The sequence below is a fragment of the Arachidicoccus rhizosphaerae genome, from assembly GCF_900107765.1.
GTDB classification, from domain to species: Bacteria; Bacteroidota; Bacteroidia; order Chitinophagales; family Chitinophagaceae; genus Arachidicoccus; species Arachidicoccus rhizosphaerae.
Genome location: NZ_FNQY01000005.1, coordinates 97,945 through 119,978, shown reverse-complemented (window position 1 = coordinate 119,978; position 22,034 = coordinate 97,945). Strand labels below are relative to the sequence as shown.

Here is a 22,034-nt window from a genome sequence, read left to right as displayed (position 1 = left end):
GGGTAGAACAAGGCTTTATGATGTCGCAGAACGCTGATCCGACAGATGGCTTAGATAACGATATTAATCATCTTGCCCGGCACGAAAATGAACTTTTTAATGGTTTTGCCTTCAATCCATTTTTGTACGACCTCATTGCCGAGTACGGCCGCTTCAAGGCTCTGTTTATCCATATCCAGGGGAAATTCCATATTGGTGCGCATTTTCCCGTTGATGCTGACCGGGTAGTTTTTAGCGGATTCTCTAACCAGCGCGGGATTAAAGGCTGGAAACTGAGCGTCCAGTACTTCGCCGTCTTCTCCTAAGGCCTGCCAGAGCTCTGCCGCGATATGCGGCGCATAAGGCGTCAGCATAATAAGAACCGGGGCCAGAATCTGCTTTTTATGGCATTTCAGCTCAGTTAGCTCATTGACACAGACCATAAAGGCAGAGACCACGGTATTAAACGAGTATCTTTCTGTGTCTGACTGGACTTTCTGAATGGTTTTGTGCAGGACTTTCAGTTCAGCAGCCGTTGGCGCATCCTCTGTAAAGACCGCTCCTTTTTCTTCTTCAAAGAACAAGCGCCAGAGTTTTTTCAAAAAACGGTGCACCCCTTCAATACCCTTGGTATCCCATGGCTTGGATTGTTCAACCGGTCCCAGGAACATCTCATACATACGGAAGGTGTCCGCGCCGAACTTCTCTACCAGCACGTCAGGATTAACGGTATTGAATTTACTTTTAGACATTTTTTCGACTTCTACACCGCAGATGTATTTTCCATCTTCCAGAATAAAAGTCGCATTTGCAAATTCCTGGTTTTTCCACTTTTTAAAGGCTTCCGTGTCCAGTTCCACCCCGTCCACAATATTGACATCCACGTGGATTTTATCCACCTGCTGACCAGCGATCAGGCCGTGTGATATGAACTCCTGTGTGCCGTGGAGGCGGTAAACGAACCGCGAGCTGCCCTGAATCATTCCCTGGTTGAGGAGCTTTTTAAAGGGTTCCTGGAAGCTGATAAAGCCCAGGTCATATAAGATCTTGGTCCAAAGACGACTGTATAACAAGTGTCCTACGGCATGCTCGGTACCGCCGATATACAGATCCACCTGATTCCAATAAGAGCTGGCAGCAGGATCACAGAATGCTTCTGTATTATGGGGATCCATATATCTTAAAAAATACCAGGAACTGCCGGCATATCCGGGCATCGTATTGGTTTCAAGGCCTTTACCCGTCCACTCTTCAATGGTAGCCAGCGGGCCTGCACCACCCGGGCCGGGACCGTATTTTTCGACCTGTGGGAGTAATAGCGGCAGCTCTTTTTCATTCAGCGGGATGGCTACGCCGTCCTTCCAGGTAATCGGGAAGGGTTCGCCCCAGTAACGCTGCCGGCTGAAGGCCGCATCACGCATACGGTAATTTATTTTTCTTTTGCCTATCCCTGCCCCGGTTAGTTTATCAATGACGACTTCCATGGCTTCCCGCATCGGAAGACCGTTTAAAAAACCGCTGTTGACCAGTTTGGCATCCTTGGTTGGATTGGCGGTTTCACCGTCAAAGAGATCACCCAGAATATTGGTGATGGGGATCTGGAAGTTTCTGGCAAATTTATAATCCCTTTCATCTCCGCAGGGAACAGCCATAATGGCTCCGGTGCCGTATCCGGCCAGTACATATTCGGAGATATATATAGGTATTTTTTTATCCGTATCAAACGGGTTGATGGCATAGGCGCCGGTAAAGCAGCCGGTAATCCTTTTCTCCGCCATTCTCTCCCGCTCGCTTCTGCTTTTTACATAGGCGATATATTTTTCTACTTCCGGTCTTTGTTCTACGGAAGCTATTTGAATTATCCAGTCCAGCTCAGGCGCCAGTACGCAGAAATCAACCCCCATAATCGTATCGGGGCGCGTGGTGTATGCGGTAAAGGATGGCACGGTGCCCAGTTCGCTTTCAATCTGAAAGCTGATTTCTGCACCAGAGCTCTTACCGATCCAGTTGGTCTGCATCTCTTTCATGGCATCACTGAATTCTACGCTGTCAAGACCTTCTAAAAGACGGTCGGCATATTCTGTAATACGCAGGTACCATTGTCTGAGTGTTTTCTTCTCTACCGGATGTCCGCCTCTTTCACTGACGCCGTTGACTACTTCGTCGTTGGCAAGGACGGTGCCCAATGCTTCACACCAGTTGACCTCTCCGTATCCGCAATAAGCCAGGCGGTAATGCATTAAGATGTCCTGTTGTTGCTTTTGGTCGTATCCGGCCCAGTCTTCAGCTGTAAACCGGATGCTGTCATCGCCCGGGCAGGGATAATCCTGATTGCCCTCGTGCGTAAATATAGCAACCAGCTCTTCAATTTTTCTGGCCTTTTTTAATGGCCGGTCATAAAAGCTGCCGAATAACTGTAAGAAGATCCACTGGGTCCATTTATAATAGCCAGGATCACTGGTATTGACTCTTCTGGACCAGTCAAAGCAGAAGCCGATATTATTGAGCTGCTTTTCAAAAGTGGCAATATTTTGGCGGGTGGAATCTGCCGGATGTATGCCGTGTTCAATGGCATACTGTTCGGCAGGAAGTCCGAAGGCATCATAGCCCATGGGGTGTAATACGTTGTATCCCTGTAATCTTTTATAGCGGGCAAATATATCACTGGCAATATATCCTAAAGGGTGACCGACATGCAGTCCGGCTCCGCTGGGGTAGGGGAACATATCCAGTACATAGTATTTAGGTTTAGTGCTGTCGTTTGATACCGTATAGGCCCCAGACGCTTCCCAATGCCGCTGCCATTTTTTCTCAATATCCCTGAAATTATAATCCATATGATGATTTGGTGGTTGGAAGCGCTTTTTGCCCAAATAGGCCGCAAAAGGGTCCAAACCTTTAAACAAATTAAAATAATTGCCTGCAAATGTACGTGATTACTATGTAAACATTAAATTTGCCCTTATTGGTTATTCACTCAAACGAATTATTTTTAAGGACAATATGTCAGAAATTCAAAGCGTCCCCAAACACAAGAAAAGATCCAATTCCGTCTTTAGTATTGTCGGGATCTCCCTGGTACTATTAATCATGGGGATTATGGGCTGGTTCTTTCTGAACCTGAAGACTATGGGCAATAACCTAAAGGAACAGGTAGAAGTATCCGCTTACCTGAATGTGTCGGGAAAGGATACCATTAAGCAGATTCAGGATTATATTGCAGCGCAGCCCTATGCCAAGGATGTGCAGTATATCGATAAGGAAAAGGCCAAGGATATCTGGAATAAGGATAATAATGAAGACTGGGATAAGATACTGGATTATAACCCTTTACCGGAAAGCATTAATTTTTATGCCAAGGCGGATTATGTCAATCAGGACAGTCTTAAAAAAATAGCCGGTGAACTGACCCAGAAATTTGGTTCCCAGCTCTCCGGTCTGGACTACCCGCAGACTCTGATTACCTCCATGAATGACAAGGTGAATAAAATGGGGCTGGTCTTTTTGGCCATCAGTATTATTCTGGGGATTTTGGTAGTGGTGAGTATTGACAATACCATTAAGCTGACCATGTACTCTAACAGATTTCTGATCAAGACGATGCAGATGGTAGGGGCCACGCGCAGCTTTATTGCCCGTCCCATGAATGTAAGGGCTATTGTCAACGGACTGATCAGCGCCGCCATCGCCATTATCATTATGCTGCTGCTAACCAGCTGGGCTAAGGAGCGTTTTCCGGAAATCCGCAGTCTGGAGGATACCAAACTGAATATTTTACTATTTGGTTGTATGATCGTATTCTCTGTCCTGATTTCCTGGTTCAGTACCAGTCGCAGTGTTAAAAAATACCTGAAAACCAGGCTGGACGATTTGTATTAACTAAAAATGGCGCTCCCGGACAGCAGGGGCGTTGTTTTATAAGTAAATACTCCTACATTTGAGTCAGAAAATTTAAAAGAAGCCTTTATAAAGGCCATCATTATTGAAAATATTACAATGGAAACAAATAAAACGGTACAGGAAAACAAACAGCCTAAACAAAGTGGCGGACTGCAGTTTACCCGGGATAATTTTATGTGGATGATTATCGGGGCAGTGGTGATTGCTGTAGGAATGATGCTGATGAGTGGTGGCGCCAGCACCAACGCCAGTGTGTTTGATAAGACGGAAGTCTATAGCTTCAGAAGAATTACCCTGGCTCCCATTGTTATTTTGCTGGGCTTTGGAATTGAGGTATTTGCCATTCTGAAAAAGCCAAAGGCGAAGCCTGAATAAAACAGGCAGGCTTATCTGCTTAACTATAAAAAAAATTAAAAGCCACGAAGTGTTATACATAAACACAGCGTGGCTTTTTAGTTTTTGCGCAAGTGAGAATACTGCCGCAAATGATGCTCAGATATTACTCCGTTGCATTATAAGATTCTTCTATGGTCTGCAGACGCGTTTGCAGCTCATCGGATGAGTAGAATTTAAAGAGTACAGGAGGTTTACCATCGGCAGGAGCGTCAATATTGCTGTTCATCTGATGGAAAGGACCAAATACACGTGCATGTGCCAGATCGTCGGAGATTTTACTTAACTGACCTGGAACAATCAGATAATTTTTATTAGCGGCGGAAATGTTTTTGCCTTGAAAAACCAGTTTTAAACTGTCAATCATCTCTTTTTGCTTATCCAGACCCAAGGCCTCGGATACATTATAGTCACGGCCATCAATGAGCTCGCTGCCATATACGGTGTCTTTCATCAGGTTCAGGATATAAAATCCGTCTTCCTGGGGCAATTGAACGGTGCTGGACTTACCACCATTGTCTACATTAAAGGAGGTCTGATCCCCATTTTTAAGATCCAGCAATTTTTCACTGGCCCCATCGGTAATATTGGTGACTTTTACATCTGGGCCGGTCGCTGCGATATCGCCATTGGCCACAATCAGAATTTTTCGTTCACTGGATTTACCGCAGGAGGCTAAAACCGCCAGAGGTAATAATGCCCATAAGAGTTTTTTCATAGAAATTGATTTTTAATATGAAGGAAAAAAGAAAACTTAACAGAGGGAAACAGAAAAAAGGTGCAAAACAATGGATTATGCTTTGCACCTTTATAAATGTGCTATTGTTTGACGACGGCCATGATTATTTGGCTGCGTTATACAGTTCACCTACTTTGTCCCAGTTAACCAGGTTCCAGAATGCGGCCAGATAATCAGGACGACGGTTCTGGTAGTTCAGGTAATAGGCATGTTCCCAGACGTCCACACCCAGTATCGGCGTACCTTTGACTTCTGCAACATCCATTAACGGATTGTCCTGATTGGGAGTGGAAGTCACTTCAAGATTACCGTCTTTTACGATAACCCAGGCCCAGCCACTACCGAAGCGGGCGCCGCCAGCGGCATTGAATTTTTCTTTTAAAGTATCCAGAGATCCGAAAGCGCTGTCAATCGCTGCTGCCAGGTCACCGGTAGGCTGACCGCCTTTGGGGCTCAGGATCGTCCAGAAAAAGGAGTGGTTCCAATGGCCACCACCATTGTTGCGAACTGCAGGGGAAATACTACCAGCGTTTTTTACCAGCTCTTCCAGGCTTTTATCTGCATGTTCAGTGCCTTCAATGGCTTTATTTAGATTGTTCACATACGCCTGATGGTGTTTGGTGTAGTGAATTTCCATTGTTTTTGCGTCAATATGCGGCTCCAGTGCATCATAGGCGTATGGGAGCTGCGGAAGTGTAAATGCCATACTATTTAATTTTAAATTGTTGAATAATGAAATGTTTCTATGTGTTGTTTTGTGTCCCCGTTTAATAATGAATAACAAAGCTTAACATAACCTAACAAAGATACTGAAAAATGTCCTTTTTTTCGGCTTATCGAGAAGCCCGAAAAATAATTGCCATAAATAAGCCAATGATTCAGCGTCTGTTTTTAAAGAACTGTTGCATAAGGTTAAGTGCCTCCTGAGCCAGAAGTCCCCCCTGAAGCTCAGTCTTCGGGTGAAAAGGAGAGCTGCTTACCTTATTGCCATATCCGTTTTTTGGGTCTGTCGCTCCAAATACAATACGGCCGATTTTACTCCAGTAGAGTGCTCCGCTACACATCAGGCATGGCTCTAAGGTGATATAAAGGGTGGCCTCCGGCAGGTATTTAGCCCCCATCTGATCACAGGCTGCCGTGATGGCCAGCACTTCGGCATGCGCCGTCGGGTCCTTTAGTAATTCAACCTGATTATGTGTACGGACAATGATCCGGTCCTGCATGACAAGGACGGCACCGATAGGGACTTCTCCTTTTTCAAATGCCTTCTCTGCTTCCCGCAGGGCTTGTTGCATATAATACTCATCGCTCTGTTTCACTGGAGATTACCGGTAGGTTTTGCATGGAATAGTGGACCAGTTATGAAAAATTATCAGGAAGGATTACTCCTGATCTTTTAATAATAATACGTATTTAACCATTTGCTGTGCATCTGCCTCACTGAGCGTTGGGTGCGGTGTCATCGGAACTGTCCCCCAGTGGCCGCTTCCGCCATTGATAATATGTTCTGCCAGCATTTTAATAGTGGTGGCATCTGCTCCGGCATATTTTTCGGCTACTTTATTATAAGCCGGGCCAGTGGACTCTCCGCTTACCTTGTGGCAGGTGAGACAGTCATTTTGTGCGACCAGTTTCAGGCCTTTGGTATAATCCGGATTCTTGTTGATATCATTTGCAGCGGATTCGTGGCTCTCGGCTGCTGGTGCTGTCGTTTCTGGTTTGGTATTATCACTATTGCCATTGGAACCACAGGCGACGGCTAAAAGGCAGAGCGCAGAAAGCGCTACCCAGTATTTTTTCATCGACGTAACATTTTATAATTTGAATAATGGCTCTAAGTTACATTAAAAAGAATTATCAATCGATGGCCCTTGCGTTAAGGGTATGGCAAATATTGCTAATGGAATTTAAAATGATCTATTCTTTTCTTATCGGGGCTGTTTTATCGGTTTTTTTGTGAAAATTTAAAGGCCGTTGTCATATATACAGGATTATGTAATTGAAATATAATTAAAATGTAATAGGTTTGCAGGTTGAAAATAAAAAATCTTTAAAACAAAAAGCAGCTATTCATGGCCTTAACCATTATTGGTACGATGGCTTTCGATGCCATCGAAACACCATTTGCCAAATCAGAGAAAACAATTGGCGGATCCGGCACCTACTGTGCCTACGCAGCCACTAATTTTATGCATAGTGTTAACCAGGTTTCTATTGTAGGTGGCGATTTTCCTGATGACGTCATTAAAGATCTGAACGGCCGTGGGGTTAATACCGAAGGGGTGGAAATTGTTCAGGATAAAAAGTCATTTTTCTGGAGTGGTAAATACCATCTGGATATGAATACCAGAGAAACCCTGGTAACGGATTTAAATGTACTGGCAGATTTTAATCCGACGCTTCCTGAAAGTTACTTAAATACAGAGTATCTTTTATTGGGTAATCTGGTGCCTGCCGTACAACGTTCTGTTATTAATCAACTGAAAGCCAGACCGAAGCTCATTGTACTGGATACCATGAATTTCTGGATGGAGACCGCCATGGAAGATCTGAAAGAGGTACTGAAAATGGTGGACGTGCTGGTGGTAAACGACAGTGAGGCCAGACAGCTTGCAGAAGAATATTCCCTTGTAAAGGCTGCTCATAAAATACTGGCCATGGGACCTAAATTTCTGATTGTTAAAAAAGGAGAGCATGGTGCGCTGTTATTTAACGGACAGGAAATATTCTGTGCACCTGCGCTGCCATTAGAAGACGTTTTTGATCCGACAGGCGCAGGCGATGCATTTGCAGGCGGTTTTGTCGGTTATCTGGCCAGCACGGGTAATCTATCCTTTGAGAATATGAAAACAGCAGTCGTCATGGGTAGTGTTACCGCCAGTTTCTGCTGTGAGAAACTGGGTACGGAAAGATTAAAAACGCTGACAGACCAGGAAATACAGCAAAGAGCTGCTCAGTTTGTTGCGCTGACAAATTTTACCTTAAGCTGTAAATAAGCCTGACTGATATTAGTAAGCGAAACTTACTTACATTAAATCTCCTTTTTGGGCTGCTGGTATTGCTGGCGGTGCTGAAGAGGAGATTTATTTTTCAGCAGCTTGAAGTGGCGGTTAAAATTGGAGAAATTATTAAATCCGCTTTCATAACAGATGTCAGAGACCGGATGATCAGTTTCCGCCAGCAGTTTACACGCATGATGGATCCTGACCTCCGTCAAAAAGGTGGAAAAACTTTTTTTCGTCTTGGATTTAAAAAAACGGCAAAAGGAGTGAGGGCTGATATGGGCAATCGCTGCAATATCTTCCAGTGAGATCTTTTGTTGAAAGTTATTAAAGATATACTGATAGATCCGGTTCATTCTTTCTGATTCGGATCTGTCATGAAATTCCAGTTGATGGGAGGTGGGAGACAGGATGGTGGTCGTGTCCTGGCGGCAGCTGGCAGCCTGCAAAATCTGCAGCAACAAAATAGTCCTGCTTTGTCCGGTTGCTGTCTGCAATTGCCGCATATGCCGGATAATGGCTTTTTTAGCATTCCCATTAATAACGATACCTAACTTTGCTCTTTCCAGCAGTTCATTAAAGGCTTTATTCTCGGGCATCTGCCAGAACTGTTCACCTAGCGCCTGGGGGGCAAAATGGAGTACGGAGGATTCAGCGAGTCTCCCGGCTTTACCCTCATAATAGGGCTGGTCACAGCGCCACAGATGCGGCAGATTTGCGCCTACCATTATCATATCACCCGGCTGAAACCGGTCGATGTCGTTTCCGATAAACTGCGTACCGCTGCCTTTAATAATATAGACCAGCTCCACTTCGGGGTGATAATGCCATTTATCGTAAAAATAGGGTACCCTGTCATGACGGACCTGGAAGGAAAAGGCAGGATTACTGGAAATTTTAAGTAACTGGGGTTTCATCCGTAGTAGCGCTGAAAATGTTTTAAGTAAATGTTCTTGTTTGTAAAATGCCTGATAGCAGTACGCATCTGCCAGCGCAGCTAATATTCGGGTGACAAATTACAACAAGGCGGGCAATTTTCACACAATATGACGGCATTTAGGTAATCCTTTGATTTTTACTTTACTTACTCAGGGGACTAAATGGCTGTAAATCTTGTATTTGTTGTTTCAATATCCGGGTATTCTCTTAAAGGAGCGCCAAAATTTTAAGAAAACAGGTGTAAACTTATGGTGGCAGTCACCTGTCCTAGAGGATATATTTTACGTTTTTTGTATAAGTCCTTATTTTTGTTAGTAAGGATCTGGGTATAGATCATAAATAATTAAAATTCAGATTAATGACAACCATTAAAAATATGGGCCTGGTATTGCTACTGGCTACCCCGCTGTTCACGCTGGCCCAGGATAATTTTACCATTCAGGGTAATTTAAGAGGGGTTTCCCCTAAAGTGGAGAAAGTATACATCTCTTATGCCTCAGGAGGACATAACATAATTGACAGTACGATTGTAGCAGGTAATAAATATCAGTTTGAAGGAACGATTCACCAGCCTACGCGCATTGATCTAAGGGCCGGCTATAGTGCACAGGCGAAAGAAAAACCTTCGATGAGCCGCGATATCATCACCTTTTTTGCGGATCCCGCGGATATGGAAATCAGGAGCCTGGATTCGTTTTCTAATGCCACGGTGACCGGCTCCAAATCCAATATTGAATTTGATAAACTCAGAACGGCGGCAAAACCATTTGAGTCCAGAGCCTCCGGTCTTTTAAAAACAGCAGCTGCAGAGGAAAAAGCCGGTAATACCGCGGCGCTTGAACAAACCCAGCAACAAATAGATGATTTGCAGGCTAAATTAAAGGAAGATGTTTATGCGGATTATATCAGAAATAATCCCAATTCGCCTATTGCGTTTTTTGCCTTGCAGCAGTTTTCCGGAGCGCTGATAGAACAGCCTGATAAAACACAGCAGCTGTTTAATTTATTGCCGCAGGGGCTCAGACAATCTCCCGACGGCCGGCGTATGGAGACTTTAATCCAGTTTGCCAAACAGACGCCGGTGGGCAGTCAAGCGCCGGATTTTGCGGAAAGTGATCCCAACGGGCAGGCTATTGCCTTATCGGATTATAAAGGTAAATACGTGCTGGTGAATTTTTGGGCCAGCTGGTGCGGACCTTGCCGGGCGCAAAACAGTACGCTGGTAAAGCTCTACAATGAATACAAAGGTCAGGGGCTGGAAATAATCGGTGTCTCTTTAGATAAACCGGGGGAGAAGCAGGACTGGACGGATGCAATCAGTGAGGATCATTTAAGCTGGCCTCAGGTCTCTGATCTTCGGTTCTGGAATTCCAAAGTAGGCAAACAGTATGGCGTCGTTGTATTACCTCAAAATGTACTGGTAGACCGTACCGGTAAAATCATTGCCAAGAATCTGACCATGGAAGCGCTGTCCAGAAAACTAAAGACGTTGTTTTAGTAAAACGCGCCTCACGGATTGCTTTGGACTCCGTGTTTAAAAAGCATAAAGCCCTGAAGATGAAAATGGCCTTCTGATTAAGAAGGCCATTTTCATCTTCAGGGCTTTATATTTTATTTGTCGTGTCAATTATCTGAGAATTCTCATTTTTACCATGCCAATACGGGTATCGGTCACGCTGATAATATCGAATTCATAATTGTCCACAATAATGCGTTCTTTTTGTTTGGGGATATCCTTGTTTTCTTTGATGATATAACCGGAGAGCGTCTCTGAATTATTTTCCGGAAACTCGAAGTCGTATTTTTCATTCAGATATTCCAGTTCCAGTCTGCCGGAGAATATATATTCATTTTCGGCTACTTTCTGTTCTACAAAGGCTTCCTTATCGGATTCATGCTGCATTTCTCCAAAGAGCTCAGAAAGAATATTTTCGACTGTGATAATTCCTGCCGTTCCGCCGAACTCATCCACCACCCAGGCCAGACTCTTACGTTCTTTGGAAAACCGGGTCAATAAGTCAATAATACTCATGCTTTCGGGTACGGTAAAGGTGGGTAGTAAAATCTGTTCGATGCTGCCCGGACGTTTAAACAGCCCTTGCTGGGTAACATAACCGATAATATTATCAATAGAGCCTTCATAGACCACCAGTTTGCTCATAATATGCTTGATAAAGGACTGGCGCAGATCATCAATAGAGGTATGGAGTTCCACCCCGATAATCTCGGTGCGGGGTACCAGGCATTGACGGATTTTGATATTAGGTAAGGTCAGTGCATTTTCAAAAAGATAAGTATTCAGGTCCTGGCTGCCCATTTCATCTGAATCCTTGGCCTGCTGGAAAAGATGCTCCACCTGCATGCGGCCAAAGGGCTGTTTTTCTGGTTTCAACCGGACGTTAAACAGGTATTTTAATATTCCGCCCGAAAAACTGATGAATACTTTGATGATATTATTAAACAGAGAATAGAAAATGCTGAAAAAGGAGAGCAGCGAGTGGAATAATTTGTCATTACGGTTAAAGAACAACCGGGCCAGAAAGCGGCCAAAAAACGCCACAAATATAGTAGAGATAATGGTATTTAAAACCATTTGCAGGTTTTCATTATGAAAACTCGTCTTGGCCCAGAACAGCTGATTAAAGAATTCATTGAAGAAAAGTCCATAAATCACCAGACAAAGCAGGCCCCCGAAAATACTGGTCCCTATAAAGGTCGTGGGGTTATCGGCAAAGCGGGAAGACAGCAGCCCTTCACTGGACCCCTGCTTTTTTTTCAGCTCAATATTCAACCGGTTTGCGGTAAGGAAGGCTGCTTCCATACCCGCAAAAAACAGGATCAATATAAGCGTGATCAATATGCCTATTAGTGCACTTAACTGACTCATAGGGTTGAAATTAAGGTAAAAAATTTGAATAAGCTAAATTATGGAAATCATCTGAAGCAGAAAAGTTCCCGGGTCATTTTTTGTCCAAAATAGTAAATATTTGCTAATCAGTGGATTGCAATCAGGATATTGCGACCGGCTCCGGCGCTGTTATTTTTAGGTTATCCTAAGATCGCTAAGTGGCCGGCTTTTGTTTGGAGGCAGGTTTCACGGGCGCAGGTACGGCAGCGGCTGCAGGTTGGCTGCTGTCTTTACTGGCAGCTGTAGGAGCGCCAAGGCTATCCGGCGCTGTGCTGCCCGCAGGAGCTGCTGTACCGCTGCCCATGGTTTCATCATAAGACATGATACCATTATTGGTGTTGAGCATGACAAATTCACTAAAGTCCTGTTTGGCATGGAAGCCGTTTTTCCCCGGCAAGTACCCGTAGGAGGCCGTTTGTTTAAGCACGGTCGGGCTGTCGCTATAAATGAGTTCTTTATTCTGATCCCACCACAACTCGCTGGTGGTCAGCGTATCTCCTGCAATAGTGTAGGCAATAACCGAATCCCTGAGTTTGACTTTATTGAGTCTTTTATAGTATATCCCATACTGCGCCTGTACAAAACTCGTGGGCAGGCTAGTAGAGTCATCATAAAAAACAACGAATAATGATTTTGGGAAAATCATACTGGTGGTGTCCTTTTCAGTGGATACCATAACCGGTGCTGTCAGCTTGGCCTTGACCTTGCCTCCGATACTCAGATAACTGGTGACGCCGGTTGCTTCCTCCGTATTATAGTTGTGGTTGCTCAGCGCCTTGACTTCATTGATGTCGTTCTCGCAACCACCAAGAAGCAAACTGCCTGCTAAGAGCAGGCAGCAGCTTTTACGTAAATTCTGTAACGTGAAAGACAACATCTGTATGATCTTACTGTATTTAATATCTTCTCTTGGTAAACCAGAAATCACTGAGTGAGAAGCCAACGGAGAACTTAAGGTAGCTCTCTGTGACATTATTCTGGTTAGAACCTCTGCGTCCGATTTCCAGTGCGGTATTAATCTGACTGTATTGTCTAGACGTACGCACATAGTTGCGGAGCATAAAATCCATGCCCAAAGTTAAGGCTTGTATTTTATATTGGCTATTATCAAAGACCAATTTATCTTTTCCTGTGAAAAATCCGACACTGTACCTGGCTCTGGAGAACATGGATTTGCCCCGGATAGGGTTAGGCCTGAAATAAACACCCCCTCTTACCATATAACTGTCCTTATAATATGGCTGGGACTGGTCATCCTCTTTATACTGGCTCCAGCTGGTGCTGTTGTATTCTGCTCCGACACCCCACCGGTCAATATTATCCTGGTAATTATTATACATAAGCCCTAGTTTATAAGTATTGGGCAGGGTTACCTTTCCTTTTACCTCTCCTGTGGTATAAACGGTGTCCTGGCTGATCGGATTATCAGGGTCGCTGGCATAGTACTTATAAAATGAAGTATTCGTTTTGCTGGTGATTTTCTGACTGGTGGATAAAGTGGCACCCAATGTCAGACTGGAAGTTGTTCTGATTTTGGTATCCGGGTCTGTTCTGTCAGTCAGCGGCAGCTCATATTGTAAGCCGGCTTCCCAGACAAAACCGCCAAATGCCTTGCGGTCATTATATATGGAGCCCTGCGTGGCCGCAGTGGTGGGGTCTGTTGCCGAGGAGGAGTCAAAAGCGGTCTGAGTCGAAATGCTTCTTTTGCCGAAGTCGTAGCCCAGATTAACACCCAACGATAAATGATGGATTCTTTTACCGAGTCCAAGGAAGACCTGATTGAGACCGCCGGATCCCTGATAAAGCGTATTAAACATTCTGGTTGAATCCGGATAACCCTGAACAGGCAAAGAGCCTTGTTCTTTAATATTATAATTGATATCTGTCAGAGATCTGAGTCCCAGTACCATTCCAAGTCCGCTTTTGGCAATGGGCATACCCAAGGTAAAGTAAGAGGGTCTGAAATCATTGGATTTATAGGAGCCTAGGGGATCTGCACTTTTCAGATTATGACTGCTTATATCAAATCCCAAATCAAATGTGGCCAGTCCGCCTGCGGGACCAATGGTATGGAGATCTCCATAACTAGCCGGATTGCCGGTATTGAGCGCCTGCTGATCACTGAAGGCGGCGGACATCCCACCAATCCCTATATAGCGAGGGTTCAGGCTGGAATGATCCACTCCGACTCCGTAACGGGAAAAAGGGGAATTAATCTGGGCTTGAGCCTTATATATAAAGCATACCAATAACAATAGTAATAGATACTTGTTTGTTCTAAGCATTTTCTAATTGAATAAGATATAATACCCCCTATGATGTAGATAGGGGTCTGCAAATATCTATTTTTTAAGGTGGGGGACAAAAATAGCACCAACCCACGCGGTTAAAAGTACGTTAAACTTGCTGGTTTCTATGGAGCCGGAGGGATACATAAAACCTTTCTCATGCAGCTTGTCGGGGGCTTTTACAGCCATAAAAAATATAAACCGGCAGATGTATTATTTATTTTTGTTACTTGTTTCAGCAAACAGACTGGCTGATCTGATAGAGGCCTTTGTATATCAGGTGCGGATCTGAAATCAGGGTGTTTTTAAGATGCGGTACAAAAAAATGAATATCCCCGCCCGTTATGATAATATTCAGCTTGCTGTATTTTGCTTTATACAGGTCAATGATGCCATCAATTTCTGCAGCCATTCCCAGAATCACCCCGCTCAGAATATTGGTTCTGGTATCATAACCAATCAAAGGAAAGTTCCAGTCTGGTTTAATGAGCGGTAATCCGGCGGTATAGTCTTTTAAAGATTTAAGGCGCATCATCAGCCCCGGGCTGATGGAGCCCCCCAGAAAATTATCGAACTTATCCAGAAAATTAAACGTAATACAGGAACCCAGGCCGATAATCAGGTTATGCTGGCCAGCAAACTGTGCCCTGGCTGCCATGAGCATGGCCCATCTGTCTGCCCCCACGGTCTTTTCCTGTCCGGAAGGTACATGAATAGGAAACTTTGTATCCGGCCCTATTTTACAAAAATGTCCATAGGCTTCTAACTGGCTGTCAATGGCAGGATCATAATTGGTCACGGAGGATAAAATAGTACGGTCCGGTTTTAACTGATCCAGTAATGCAGCGACCTGTTCTGGAGTCCCATCCAAAAAATGTTCTTCCTGGACGCTGGCTCCAGACATGAGCGCGCATTTCAGGCGGCTGTTGCCAAAATCAAAACAAAGTATCTTTTTTGCCATCACATTCAATTTAATAGAATCTTCTGAGTATAATAATCTGGCAAACTTCGGTTTTTCTGCTTAAAAAAAGCACAATTATACATAAGATCTATGATTATGAGCAGAGCTAGCGCTTCACTATGGAAAATTAGTTTACTACTGGTCTTTAATTTTGTGCTATTGAGTTAGACTCCGGGTCTAATCCTGGAGATGAATGTTTATGACCACACTTACATTTACTATTGTTTTATTTATAGGATCTATTTTGGCCGGTTTACTGGGGTCTCTTACCGGACTGGGAGGCGGCGTAATTATCGTGCCGCTTTTAACGTATCTAGGTGTAGATTTTCACTATGCGATTGGCACGGCCCTGGTGGCCGTTATCGCCACTTCCTCCGGTTCGGCGGCAGCCTATGTGAAAGAGGGGGTGACTAATTTAAGAATGGGGATGTTTTTAGAAATAGCCACGACCATTGGTGCAGTCTTCGGAGCGCTATTGGTGGCTTCCAGACTCATACCTACTGCTGTGGTGGCGATATTATTTGGGATTATTCTCATATTATCCGCAGTAAACTCCTGGCGTAAAAAAGCACCAATAGAAGAACATGTCTGTTCTAAGATGGGGAAAAAATTTAAGTTAACCGGTACCTATCCGGCCTCAGACGGAACGCACATCAAGTACGGTGTTAAAAATGTGATCGGTGGCTTTTTTATGATGATGCTGGCTGGCGTTATCTCGGGACTTTTAGGGATTGGTGCCGGTGCGATGAAAGTGATTGCCATGGATAATATTATGCGGGTTCCTTTTAAAGTATCCACTACCACCAGTAATTTTATGATAGGAGTGACGGCCACTGCCGGTGCATTTATTTATCTTCAAAATGGGTATATCCATCCGGCACTCTGTATGCCGGTTATGATTGGTGTTTTATTAGGCGCCATTGCGGGGTCCAAAATCCTGTTACAGTCCAATACGGCTAAACTGCGTTTTGGATTTTCCATATTTATATTATTGGTGGCCCTGGACATGATTTACAAGGGCTGGACAGGACAGATTTAGAGTAAATAATTATAACTTATTGTCATTGATAAGTTTAAGTTTAAAAGATTGGAAAGTGAGTGCAAAGACGATAGAGGATAAGGATATTTCATTGATTATCGGCAAGATACTACGCTGGGGTGTTTACCTGGCGCTTACGGTTACCTCCATTGGTGGGCTGATCTATTTGATCAATCAGCATGGACAGACCAGTATGCAGCATAGTGTCTTTATAGAAAATGACGAAAATTTATGGACGCTTATTAAATTAACGGTTCATGGAGTCCTAAAAGGGGACGGCTTGTCTATCATTGAATTAGGGATCTTGCTGCTGATAGCCACGCCCTTGACCCGGGTGATTTTTTCGCTGTGGGCCTTTTATAAGGAAAAGGACCGCATGTATGTTACCATTACCATACTCGTGCTTTTTATTATTACCATTAGTATTTTAACCGGATTTGGCGGATAAACTTAGATGTTGAAACATTGAGCAGCGTTGCGGAAAGATTGTATTATACAAAATACGTATATAATCAAAATTCCATTAAATTTTTTGCGCTCAAACGCCTGTTATATGGTTGCAACGTGTTATCTTTGCCGAAAATTTAGCATAGGTATGGCATCTAAATCTTTGAAACTATTGTGGGCACTCTCTTTCAGCGTTATTTTGACCCTGTTTTCTATGCAGGGAAGAGCTGCTGAACCAGCAGCCGATTCTGCTGCCGCACCGGCAGTGGAGGCAGGCGCTGAACCAGCACATGAAGCGGGTAAGCTGGATATTTCTCATGAAATCTTCTCCCATATTCAGGATGCACATGACTGGCATTTATTCTCCATCAATGAAAATCCGGTAACCATACCCCTGCCAGTAATCATTTATAGCCCTACAAACGGCTTGTCTGTTTTCATGTCCTCCAAATTTGAGCATGGTCATGAAGCTTATAATGGTTATCAGCTGAATAGCGAAGGAAAAGTTGAAGCGTTAGATGGTTCAAAAATTTATGATATCTCTTTAACTAAGAATGTAGTCGCTATGTTCCTGGCGGTGATTTTAATCTTTATCATCTTTTTGAACGTTTCCAAGAAATATCAAAAGAACGGTGCTTCAAAAGCACCATCCGGTTTACAAAATGCGGTTGAAGCCTGCGTGGTTTTTATCAGAGATGAGGTAGCCGTTCCAAATCTGGGCAAAGACTATAAAAGATTTATGCCTTTGATTCTGACCATCTTCTTCTTTATCTGGATTGCCAATATGCTGGGGCTGATTCCTGGAGGTGCTAACTTAACAGGCAATATCGCGGTAACCTGCTGCCTGGCGATCATCGCCTTCGTTGTCATGTTGTTTACCAGTAAGAAGCATTTTTGGGGTCACCTGTTTAATCCGCCCGGCATGCCTACCGCGGTTAAATTTATCCTGGTTCCTATTGAACTTATTTCCCTGATCATCAAACCAATTGCCTTAATGATTCGTCTTTTTGCCAATATGCTGGCCGGACACATCGTTATTGCCTGTTTTGTACTGTTGATCTTTATTTTCGCCAATCTGAATGTATGGATTGGAGGTGGTTTCTCGGTTATCTCCGTCGGCCTTTCTGTGTTCTCTATGCTGATCGAGCTACTGGTAACCGCTATCCAGGCTTATATCTTTGCGAACCTGACCGCTATTTTTATCGGCCAGATGATTGAAGATCACAGTCATCATGCAGGCGAAGAAGGGTTTGATCATACAGATACTGAAAGAGAATTATCTCTGTAATCTGTTGAATATCATAATTCTGAATTTTTGGACCTTATTATAAACTTTGTTTTTTCATTTTAAAACCCAAATACAATGTCAGTATTAAACACTGTAATGGCAGAAGCCGCTGGAATGGCAAAAGGCCTCGGAGCTATTGGTGCAGGCGTTGCCGCCCTTGGTGCAGGGGTTGGTATCGGACAAATCGGTAAAGGTGCTGTAGAAGCAATCGCTCGTCAACCAGAAGCTTCTGGTGATATCCGTGCGAACATGATCTTAGCAGCTGCCCTGGTTGAAGGTGTTGCCTTCCTGGGTGTAATTGCCGGTATCCTTGCAATCGTACTTTAATTAGCAATAATTAAAAAAGTACCTGAACCGCATTGGACGCACAGGGCTAAAATGCGGTTCCTTTTTAAGAACTTTTATAACTGAAAATAAATTCACTACAAGATGGGACTTCTTACCCCGGATTTCGGATTATTCTTTTGGACGCTGATCGCTTTTTTACTGGTATTATTTGTATTAGGTAAATTTGCATGGAAGCCGATTTTAAATTCTCTTTCTGAGCGTGAGGATTCAATCACTAAAAGCCTGGCTACAGCTGAACAGGCGAGAAAGGAAATGGCCAGCCTGAAAAGTGAAAATGAAACTTTATTACAGAAAGCACGTGAAGAGCGCAGTCTGATGCTGAAAGAAGCTAAAGATAATGCTGAAAAGCTGATTTCTGATGCCACGGCCAAGGCTAAATCCGAATATGAAAGAATCGTAGCAGACGCACAGGCTGCTATTTCTCAGCAAAAACAGGCCGCACTTACTGATGTTAAAAACCAGGTAGGTAATCTGGTCATTGAGGTTGCTGAAAAAGTATTACGCAAACAGTTATCTAATAAAGGAGAACAGGAAGCCTTGATTAAGGACCTGGTTGATAATGTGAAATTAAATTAAGCCGATTTTATTTACGTTTAATTTATTTTCCTGATATTTATAATATAACAATAAGATGCAAAATCCACGTTTAGCCGCTGTTTACGCAAAAAGCCTGGCAGATTTGGCCGAAGAAAAGGACCAGTTTGAACAGGTTTATAATGATATGGAATATCTTAAGGCTATTTGTGCAGCAAGTCGTGACCTGGTACTTTTACTCAAAAGTCCGGTTGTATATGCTGACAAAAAGCAAAGTGTTCTATCAGCTATTACTAAGGGAAACATTAGTGATCTGACAGCTGCTTTTAATACGCTGCTCATTAAAAAAGGCCGTGAAGGTTATCTGCCTGAAATCGCAGGAGCTTTTATCCGTCTTTATAATGAACGTAATTCTATCCATCTGGTGAAAGTAACCACCGCTGAACCATTAAGTGAACCACTTAGAAAAGGTATCGAAGAAAAACTGAAAAAAGATGCCGGTTTTGAGCATGTAAAAATGGAGACAGTTGTGGATGAGGATATTATCGGTGGATTTATTTTGGAATACAATAATAATCTGATCGATGCTAGTATCCTTCGCGACCTGCAGGATGTCAAAAGACAATTTCAGCGTAACGACTTTATTCAGGATATTCGATAAGCAATCTTTTTAAAACTAAAAATCACAAATCCTTTTTCGTTTTCAAGCGAAAGACAAATTCTAAATAATATGGCAGAGATTAAACCAGATGAAATATCGGCGATATTAAGACAGCAATTAAGCAACTTCAACAGTGCTGCTGAATTGGAAGAAGTGGGTACCGTACTGGAAGTAGGTGACGGTATTGCACGTGTTTATGGTCTTAATAATGTCCGTTCAGGTGAACTAGTCGAATTCGAGACTGGCACCAAGGCCATCGCACTTAACCTGGAAGAAGATAATGTTGGTGTGGTACTTATGGGTAAAAGCACTGGTATCAAAGAGGGTGCAAAAGTACGTCGCACAGGTAGCATTGCCTCTATCAAAGCAGGTGAAGGTCTTGTCGGACGTGTTATCAACATGCTCGGTGAACCTATTGATGGTAAAGGTCCCATCACAGGTGATTTGTATGAAATGCCACTGGAAAGAAAGGCTCCAGGCGTAATATTCCGCGAGCCGGTAAAAGAACCACTGCAGACTGGTATCAAAGCAATCGATGCTATGATTCCTATTGGACGTGGCCAGCGTGAATTAGTAATTGGTGACCGTCAGACTGGTAAAACTGCCATCTGTATCGATACCATTATTAACCAGAAAGAATTTTTTGAAGCAGGTAAACCTGTTTATTGTATATACGTAGCCATCGGTCAGAAGGCTTCTACCATTGCCGGTGTCATGAAAACACTGGAAGATAATGGTGCAATGGCTTATACTACCATTGTTGCTGCTTCTGCATCTGATCCGGCTCCTCAGCAGTTCTACGCTCCATTTGCAGGTGCTGCCATTGGGGAGTACTTCCGTGATACAGGTCGCCCGGCGCTGATTGTTTATGATGATCTATCTAAACAGGCCGTAGCTTATCGTGAGGTGTCATTGCTGCTGCGTCGTCCTCCAGGACGTGAAGCTTATCCAGGTGACGTATTCTATCTGCACAGCCGTCTGCTGGAAAGAGCTGCAAAAGTTATCGGTAATCAGGACGTTGTTAAAAACATGAATGATTTACCTGAATCTATCAAACATTTAGTGAAAGGTGGTGGTTCTCTTACTGCATTACCTATCATTGAAACACAGGCGGGTGACGTATCTGCTTATATCCCTACCAACGTAATCTCCATCACTGATGGTCAGATTTTCCTGGAAGGTAACCTGTTCAACGCTGGTATCCGTCCGGCCATTAACGTAGGTATTTCCGTTAGCCGTGTAGGTGGTAGTGCACAGATTAAATCCATGAAAAAGGTATCTGGTACCTTGAAACTGGATCAGGCACTTTACCGTGAAATGGAAGCTTTCTCTAAATTTGGCGGTGACCTGGATGCGGCTACCAAGCTGGTACTTGATAAAGGTGCCCGTAACGTAGAAATCTTAAAACAACCTCAGTTCTCTCCATATTCCGTGGATAAACAAGTTGCTATTATTTACCTGGGTTCTCAGGGCTTACTTCGCGACGTTGCGGTTAAAAATGTAAAAGCATTTGAAGCGCAGTTCTTCCTGGAAATGGAAAATAAATTGCCAAATGTTCTGGCTGAATTCAAGAAAGGTAACTTACCTGAAGACGGTATTCAGAAAATGGTTGAAATTGTGAAAGGTTTAGCGCCTCAGTTTAAATAGGTAGTCAGGATAATATCTCCTTTTTGGAAATTATCTCTCCTTAAAAAATAATGAACAGATAATCTGATCTTTAATTGATTAGATTATCTGTTTTTTTTATGCCATAATATTCAAGATGGGACTACTGTTGCCATATTTAAGGATGTTCCCTTGTTTTTTTCAGTACTTAGCTTTATAACTTAACCTGTATGTGGTGGTGCAGGCCCTGGATGCTTTTAAACAACTGCTGTCTGAAAGTCAAAGCTGGCTTGCCATGTAAAGAATTATACTGGTTCTTATATTTTGTTTGATTTGCCCTTTGAATATGCTTGTTGCAAGGTGTATGCATATAATCTGAACGTTTGCGGATAGGAATCGATTTTTAAATTGGTCCTACAGGTAAATCAAATCCCTAATGGAAAAATTGCACAAATTAATATAGCGTAGCCTCTCATCCATGTTGGTCATAAACGTTGCAAGTCGTTTTTGGGAAGCAAACCCAATAACCGCCTCCTATATGCTTGTAAGTGAATTGAATCAAATATTTTAAGCTGAATTATACTTAGTATTAATATAATTGATTATGTAAAAAAATTAGTTTTTGAGTAGTATTTTATTTTTTAAATACACATTTTCTATTAATTTTTTGCCGCCATTGAAAATTTCATGACAATTGATTATGCAAAATTTGTCGATATTATGTATTGCATATTGATAAGTAATCAATATTAACATTCAAGTAATCATTATCAATAAAATGTAAAAAACTAACACTAAACATTGATTGGTTTAACTTTTTGCTATCACTAAATAAAAGTTGCGCAAACGTTTGATGTTATTGTAAATCAATGATATAAAGTATTGAATACTTAGAGTATCTTTTTTTTTCAAAAATAAACTACTTTCTTTGTTTAACATTTATTAGGCGAAGCAATAGACATATATTAACGTTTGAATTTTGCTTAAATTGACCAAAAAAAGA

The 22,034-nt window shown here is 42.9% G+C and carries 21 protein-coding genes; 11 read left to right on the top strand and 10 right to left on the bottom strand.

Features of this window, described 5'->3' with window-relative positions:
- Positions 1–50 precede the first annotated feature (50 nt).
- Complete coding sequence (gene leuS / locus BLU80_RS06065) at positions 51–2,816, bottom strand: leucine--tRNA ligase (RefSeq protein WP_091395381.1); 2,766 nt, start codon at positions 2,814–2,816, stop codon at positions 51–53.
- 166 nt (positions 2,817–2,982) lie between these two features.
- Here leuS and BLU80_RS06060 point away from each other — a divergent pair, with 166 nt between their 5' ends.
- Together BLU80_RS06060 and BLU80_RS06055 are read left to right on the top strand one after the other, a co-directional pair.
- A complete protein-coding gene (locus BLU80_RS06060) occupies positions 2,983–3,858 on the top strand; it encodes a cell division protein FtsX (protein WP_139188095.1) in 876 nt (291 codons plus the stop codon).
- A gap of 117 nt (positions 3,859–3,975) precedes the next feature.
- Complete coding sequence (locus tag BLU80_RS06055; RefSeq protein WP_091395103.1) at positions 3,976–4,254, top strand: DUF3098 domain-containing protein; 279 nt, start codon at positions 3,976–3,978, stop codon at positions 4,252–4,254.
- Positions 4,255–4,378: 124 nt separating this feature from the next.
- Here BLU80_RS06055 and BLU80_RS06050 read toward each other — a convergent pair whose 3' ends face one another.
- The 4 genes from BLU80_RS06050 to BLU80_RS06035 form a co-directional block, all read right to left on the bottom strand.
- Positions 4,379–4,990: a hypothetical protein gene (locus BLU80_RS06050; protein WP_091395099.1), complete on the bottom strand. Its 612-nt coding sequence runs from the start codon at positions 4,988–4,990 to the stop codon at positions 4,379–4,381.
- Positions 4,991–5,114: 124 nt separating this feature from the next.
- The gene (locus tag BLU80_RS06045; protein WP_091395096.1) at positions 5,115–5,717 is read right to left on the bottom strand and encodes a superoxide dismutase; all 603 of its coding nucleotides are present in this window, start codon (positions 5,715–5,717) and stop codon (positions 5,115–5,117) included.
- A 172-nt stretch (positions 5,718–5,889) separates the two neighbouring features.
- Positions 5,890–6,330 (bottom strand): nucleoside deaminase, encoded by a 441-nt coding sequence (locus tag BLU80_RS06040; protein WP_262482917.1) that lies wholly within the window; start codon positions 6,328–6,330, stop codon positions 5,890–5,892.
- Between the two features lie 63 nt (positions 6,331–6,393).
- Positions 6,394–6,813, bottom strand: a complete 420-nt coding sequence (locus BLU80_RS06035) for a c-type cytochrome (RefSeq protein WP_091395093.1) — start codon at positions 6,811–6,813, stop codon at positions 6,394–6,396.
- Between the two features lie 270 nt (positions 6,814–7,083).
- Between BLU80_RS06035 and BLU80_RS06030 the strand changes: the two genes are divergently transcribed.
- Positions 7,084–8,007, top strand: coding sequence for a PfkB family carbohydrate kinase (locus BLU80_RS06030; RefSeq protein WP_091395090.1), 924 nt, complete (start codon positions 7,084–7,086; stop codon positions 8,005–8,007).
- Between the two features lie 35 nt (positions 8,008–8,042).
- Here the strand turns inward: BLU80_RS06030 and BLU80_RS06025 are convergent, their stop codons facing one another.
- Positions 8,043–8,930: an AraC family transcriptional regulator gene (locus tag BLU80_RS06025; protein ID WP_091395086.1), complete on the bottom strand. Its 888-nt coding sequence runs from the start codon at positions 8,928–8,930 to the stop codon at positions 8,043–8,045.
- Between the two features lie 380 nt (positions 8,931–9,310).
- On the opposite strand from BLU80_RS06025, the gene BLU80_RS06020 reads away from it, so the two are divergent.
- Complete coding sequence (locus BLU80_RS06020; RefSeq protein ID WP_091395083.1) at positions 9,311–10,450, top strand: TlpA disulfide reductase family protein; 1,140 nt, start codon at positions 9,311–9,313, stop codon at positions 10,448–10,450.
- Between the two features lie 129 nt (positions 10,451–10,579).
- Here BLU80_RS06020 and BLU80_RS06015 read toward each other — a convergent pair whose 3' ends face one another.
- The 4 genes from BLU80_RS06015 to BLU80_RS06005 form a co-directional block, all read right to left on the bottom strand.
- Entirely contained in the window at positions 10,580–11,839 is a 1,260-nt protein-coding gene (locus tag BLU80_RS06015) for a hemolysin family protein (protein WP_091395080.1), read from the bottom strand.
- Positions 11,840–12,014: 175 nt separating this feature from the next.
- Entirely contained in the window at positions 12,015–12,737 is a 723-nt protein-coding gene (gene lptC / locus BLU80_RS06010) for an LPS export ABC transporter periplasmic protein LptC (RefSeq protein WP_170831164.1), read from the bottom strand.
- A gap of 19 nt (positions 12,738–12,756) precedes the next feature.
- Entirely contained in the window at positions 12,757–14,145 is a 1,389-nt protein-coding gene (locus tag BLU80_RS19510) for a hypothetical protein (protein WP_170831163.1), read from the bottom strand.
- Positions 14,146–14,383: 238 nt separating this feature from the next.
- Positions 14,384–15,109: a type III pantothenate kinase gene (locus tag BLU80_RS06005; RefSeq protein ID WP_091395074.1), complete on the bottom strand. Its 726-nt coding sequence runs from the start codon at positions 15,107–15,109 to the stop codon at positions 14,384–14,386.
- Between the two features lie 199 nt (positions 15,110–15,308).
- On the opposite strand from BLU80_RS06005, the gene BLU80_RS06000 reads away from it, so the two are divergent.
- The 7 genes from BLU80_RS06000 to atpA all read left to right on the top strand — a co-directional run bounded on the left by BLU80_RS06000 (position 15,309) and on the right by atpA (position 21,073).
- The gene (locus BLU80_RS06000) at positions 15,309–16,148 is read left to right on the top strand and encodes a sulfite exporter TauE/SafE family protein (RefSeq protein WP_091395375.1); all 840 of its coding nucleotides are present in this window, start codon (positions 15,309–15,311) and stop codon (positions 16,146–16,148) included.
- 55 nt (positions 16,149–16,203) lie between these two features.
- Positions 16,204–16,596 carry a DUF1634 domain-containing protein gene (locus BLU80_RS05995; RefSeq protein WP_091395071.1) on the top strand — a complete coding sequence of 131 codons (393 nt, stop codon included), beginning with the start codon at positions 16,204–16,206 and terminating at the stop codon, positions 16,594–16,596.
- Positions 16,597–16,743: 147 nt separating this feature from the next.
- Positions 16,744–17,883: a F0F1 ATP synthase subunit A gene (gene atpB / locus BLU80_RS05990; RefSeq protein WP_170831162.1), complete on the top strand. Its 1,140-nt coding sequence runs from the start codon at positions 16,744–16,746 to the stop codon at positions 17,881–17,883.
- A gap of 75 nt (positions 17,884–17,958) precedes the next feature.
- Positions 17,959–18,210 carry an ATP synthase F0 subunit C gene (gene atpE / locus BLU80_RS05985; RefSeq protein WP_091395062.1) on the top strand — a complete coding sequence of 84 codons (252 nt, stop codon included), beginning with the start codon at positions 17,959–17,961 and terminating at the stop codon, positions 18,208–18,210.
- A 102-nt stretch (positions 18,211–18,312) separates the two neighbouring features.
- The gene (locus BLU80_RS05980; RefSeq protein WP_091395059.1) at positions 18,313–18,807 is read left to right on the top strand and encodes a F0F1 ATP synthase subunit B; all 495 of its coding nucleotides are present in this window, start codon (positions 18,313–18,315) and stop codon (positions 18,805–18,807) included.
- 55 nt (positions 18,808–18,862) lie between these two features.
- Entirely contained in the window at positions 18,863–19,426 is a 564-nt protein-coding gene (gene atpH / locus BLU80_RS05975) for an ATP synthase F1 subunit delta (RefSeq protein WP_091395055.1), read from the top strand.
- Positions 19,427–19,495: 69 nt separating this feature from the next.
- Complete coding sequence (gene atpA, locus BLU80_RS05970) at positions 19,496–21,073, top strand: F0F1 ATP synthase subunit alpha (protein WP_091395051.1); 1,578 nt, start codon at positions 19,496–19,498, stop codon at positions 21,071–21,073.
- The last annotated feature ends 961 nt before the right edge of the window (positions 21,074–22,034 follow it).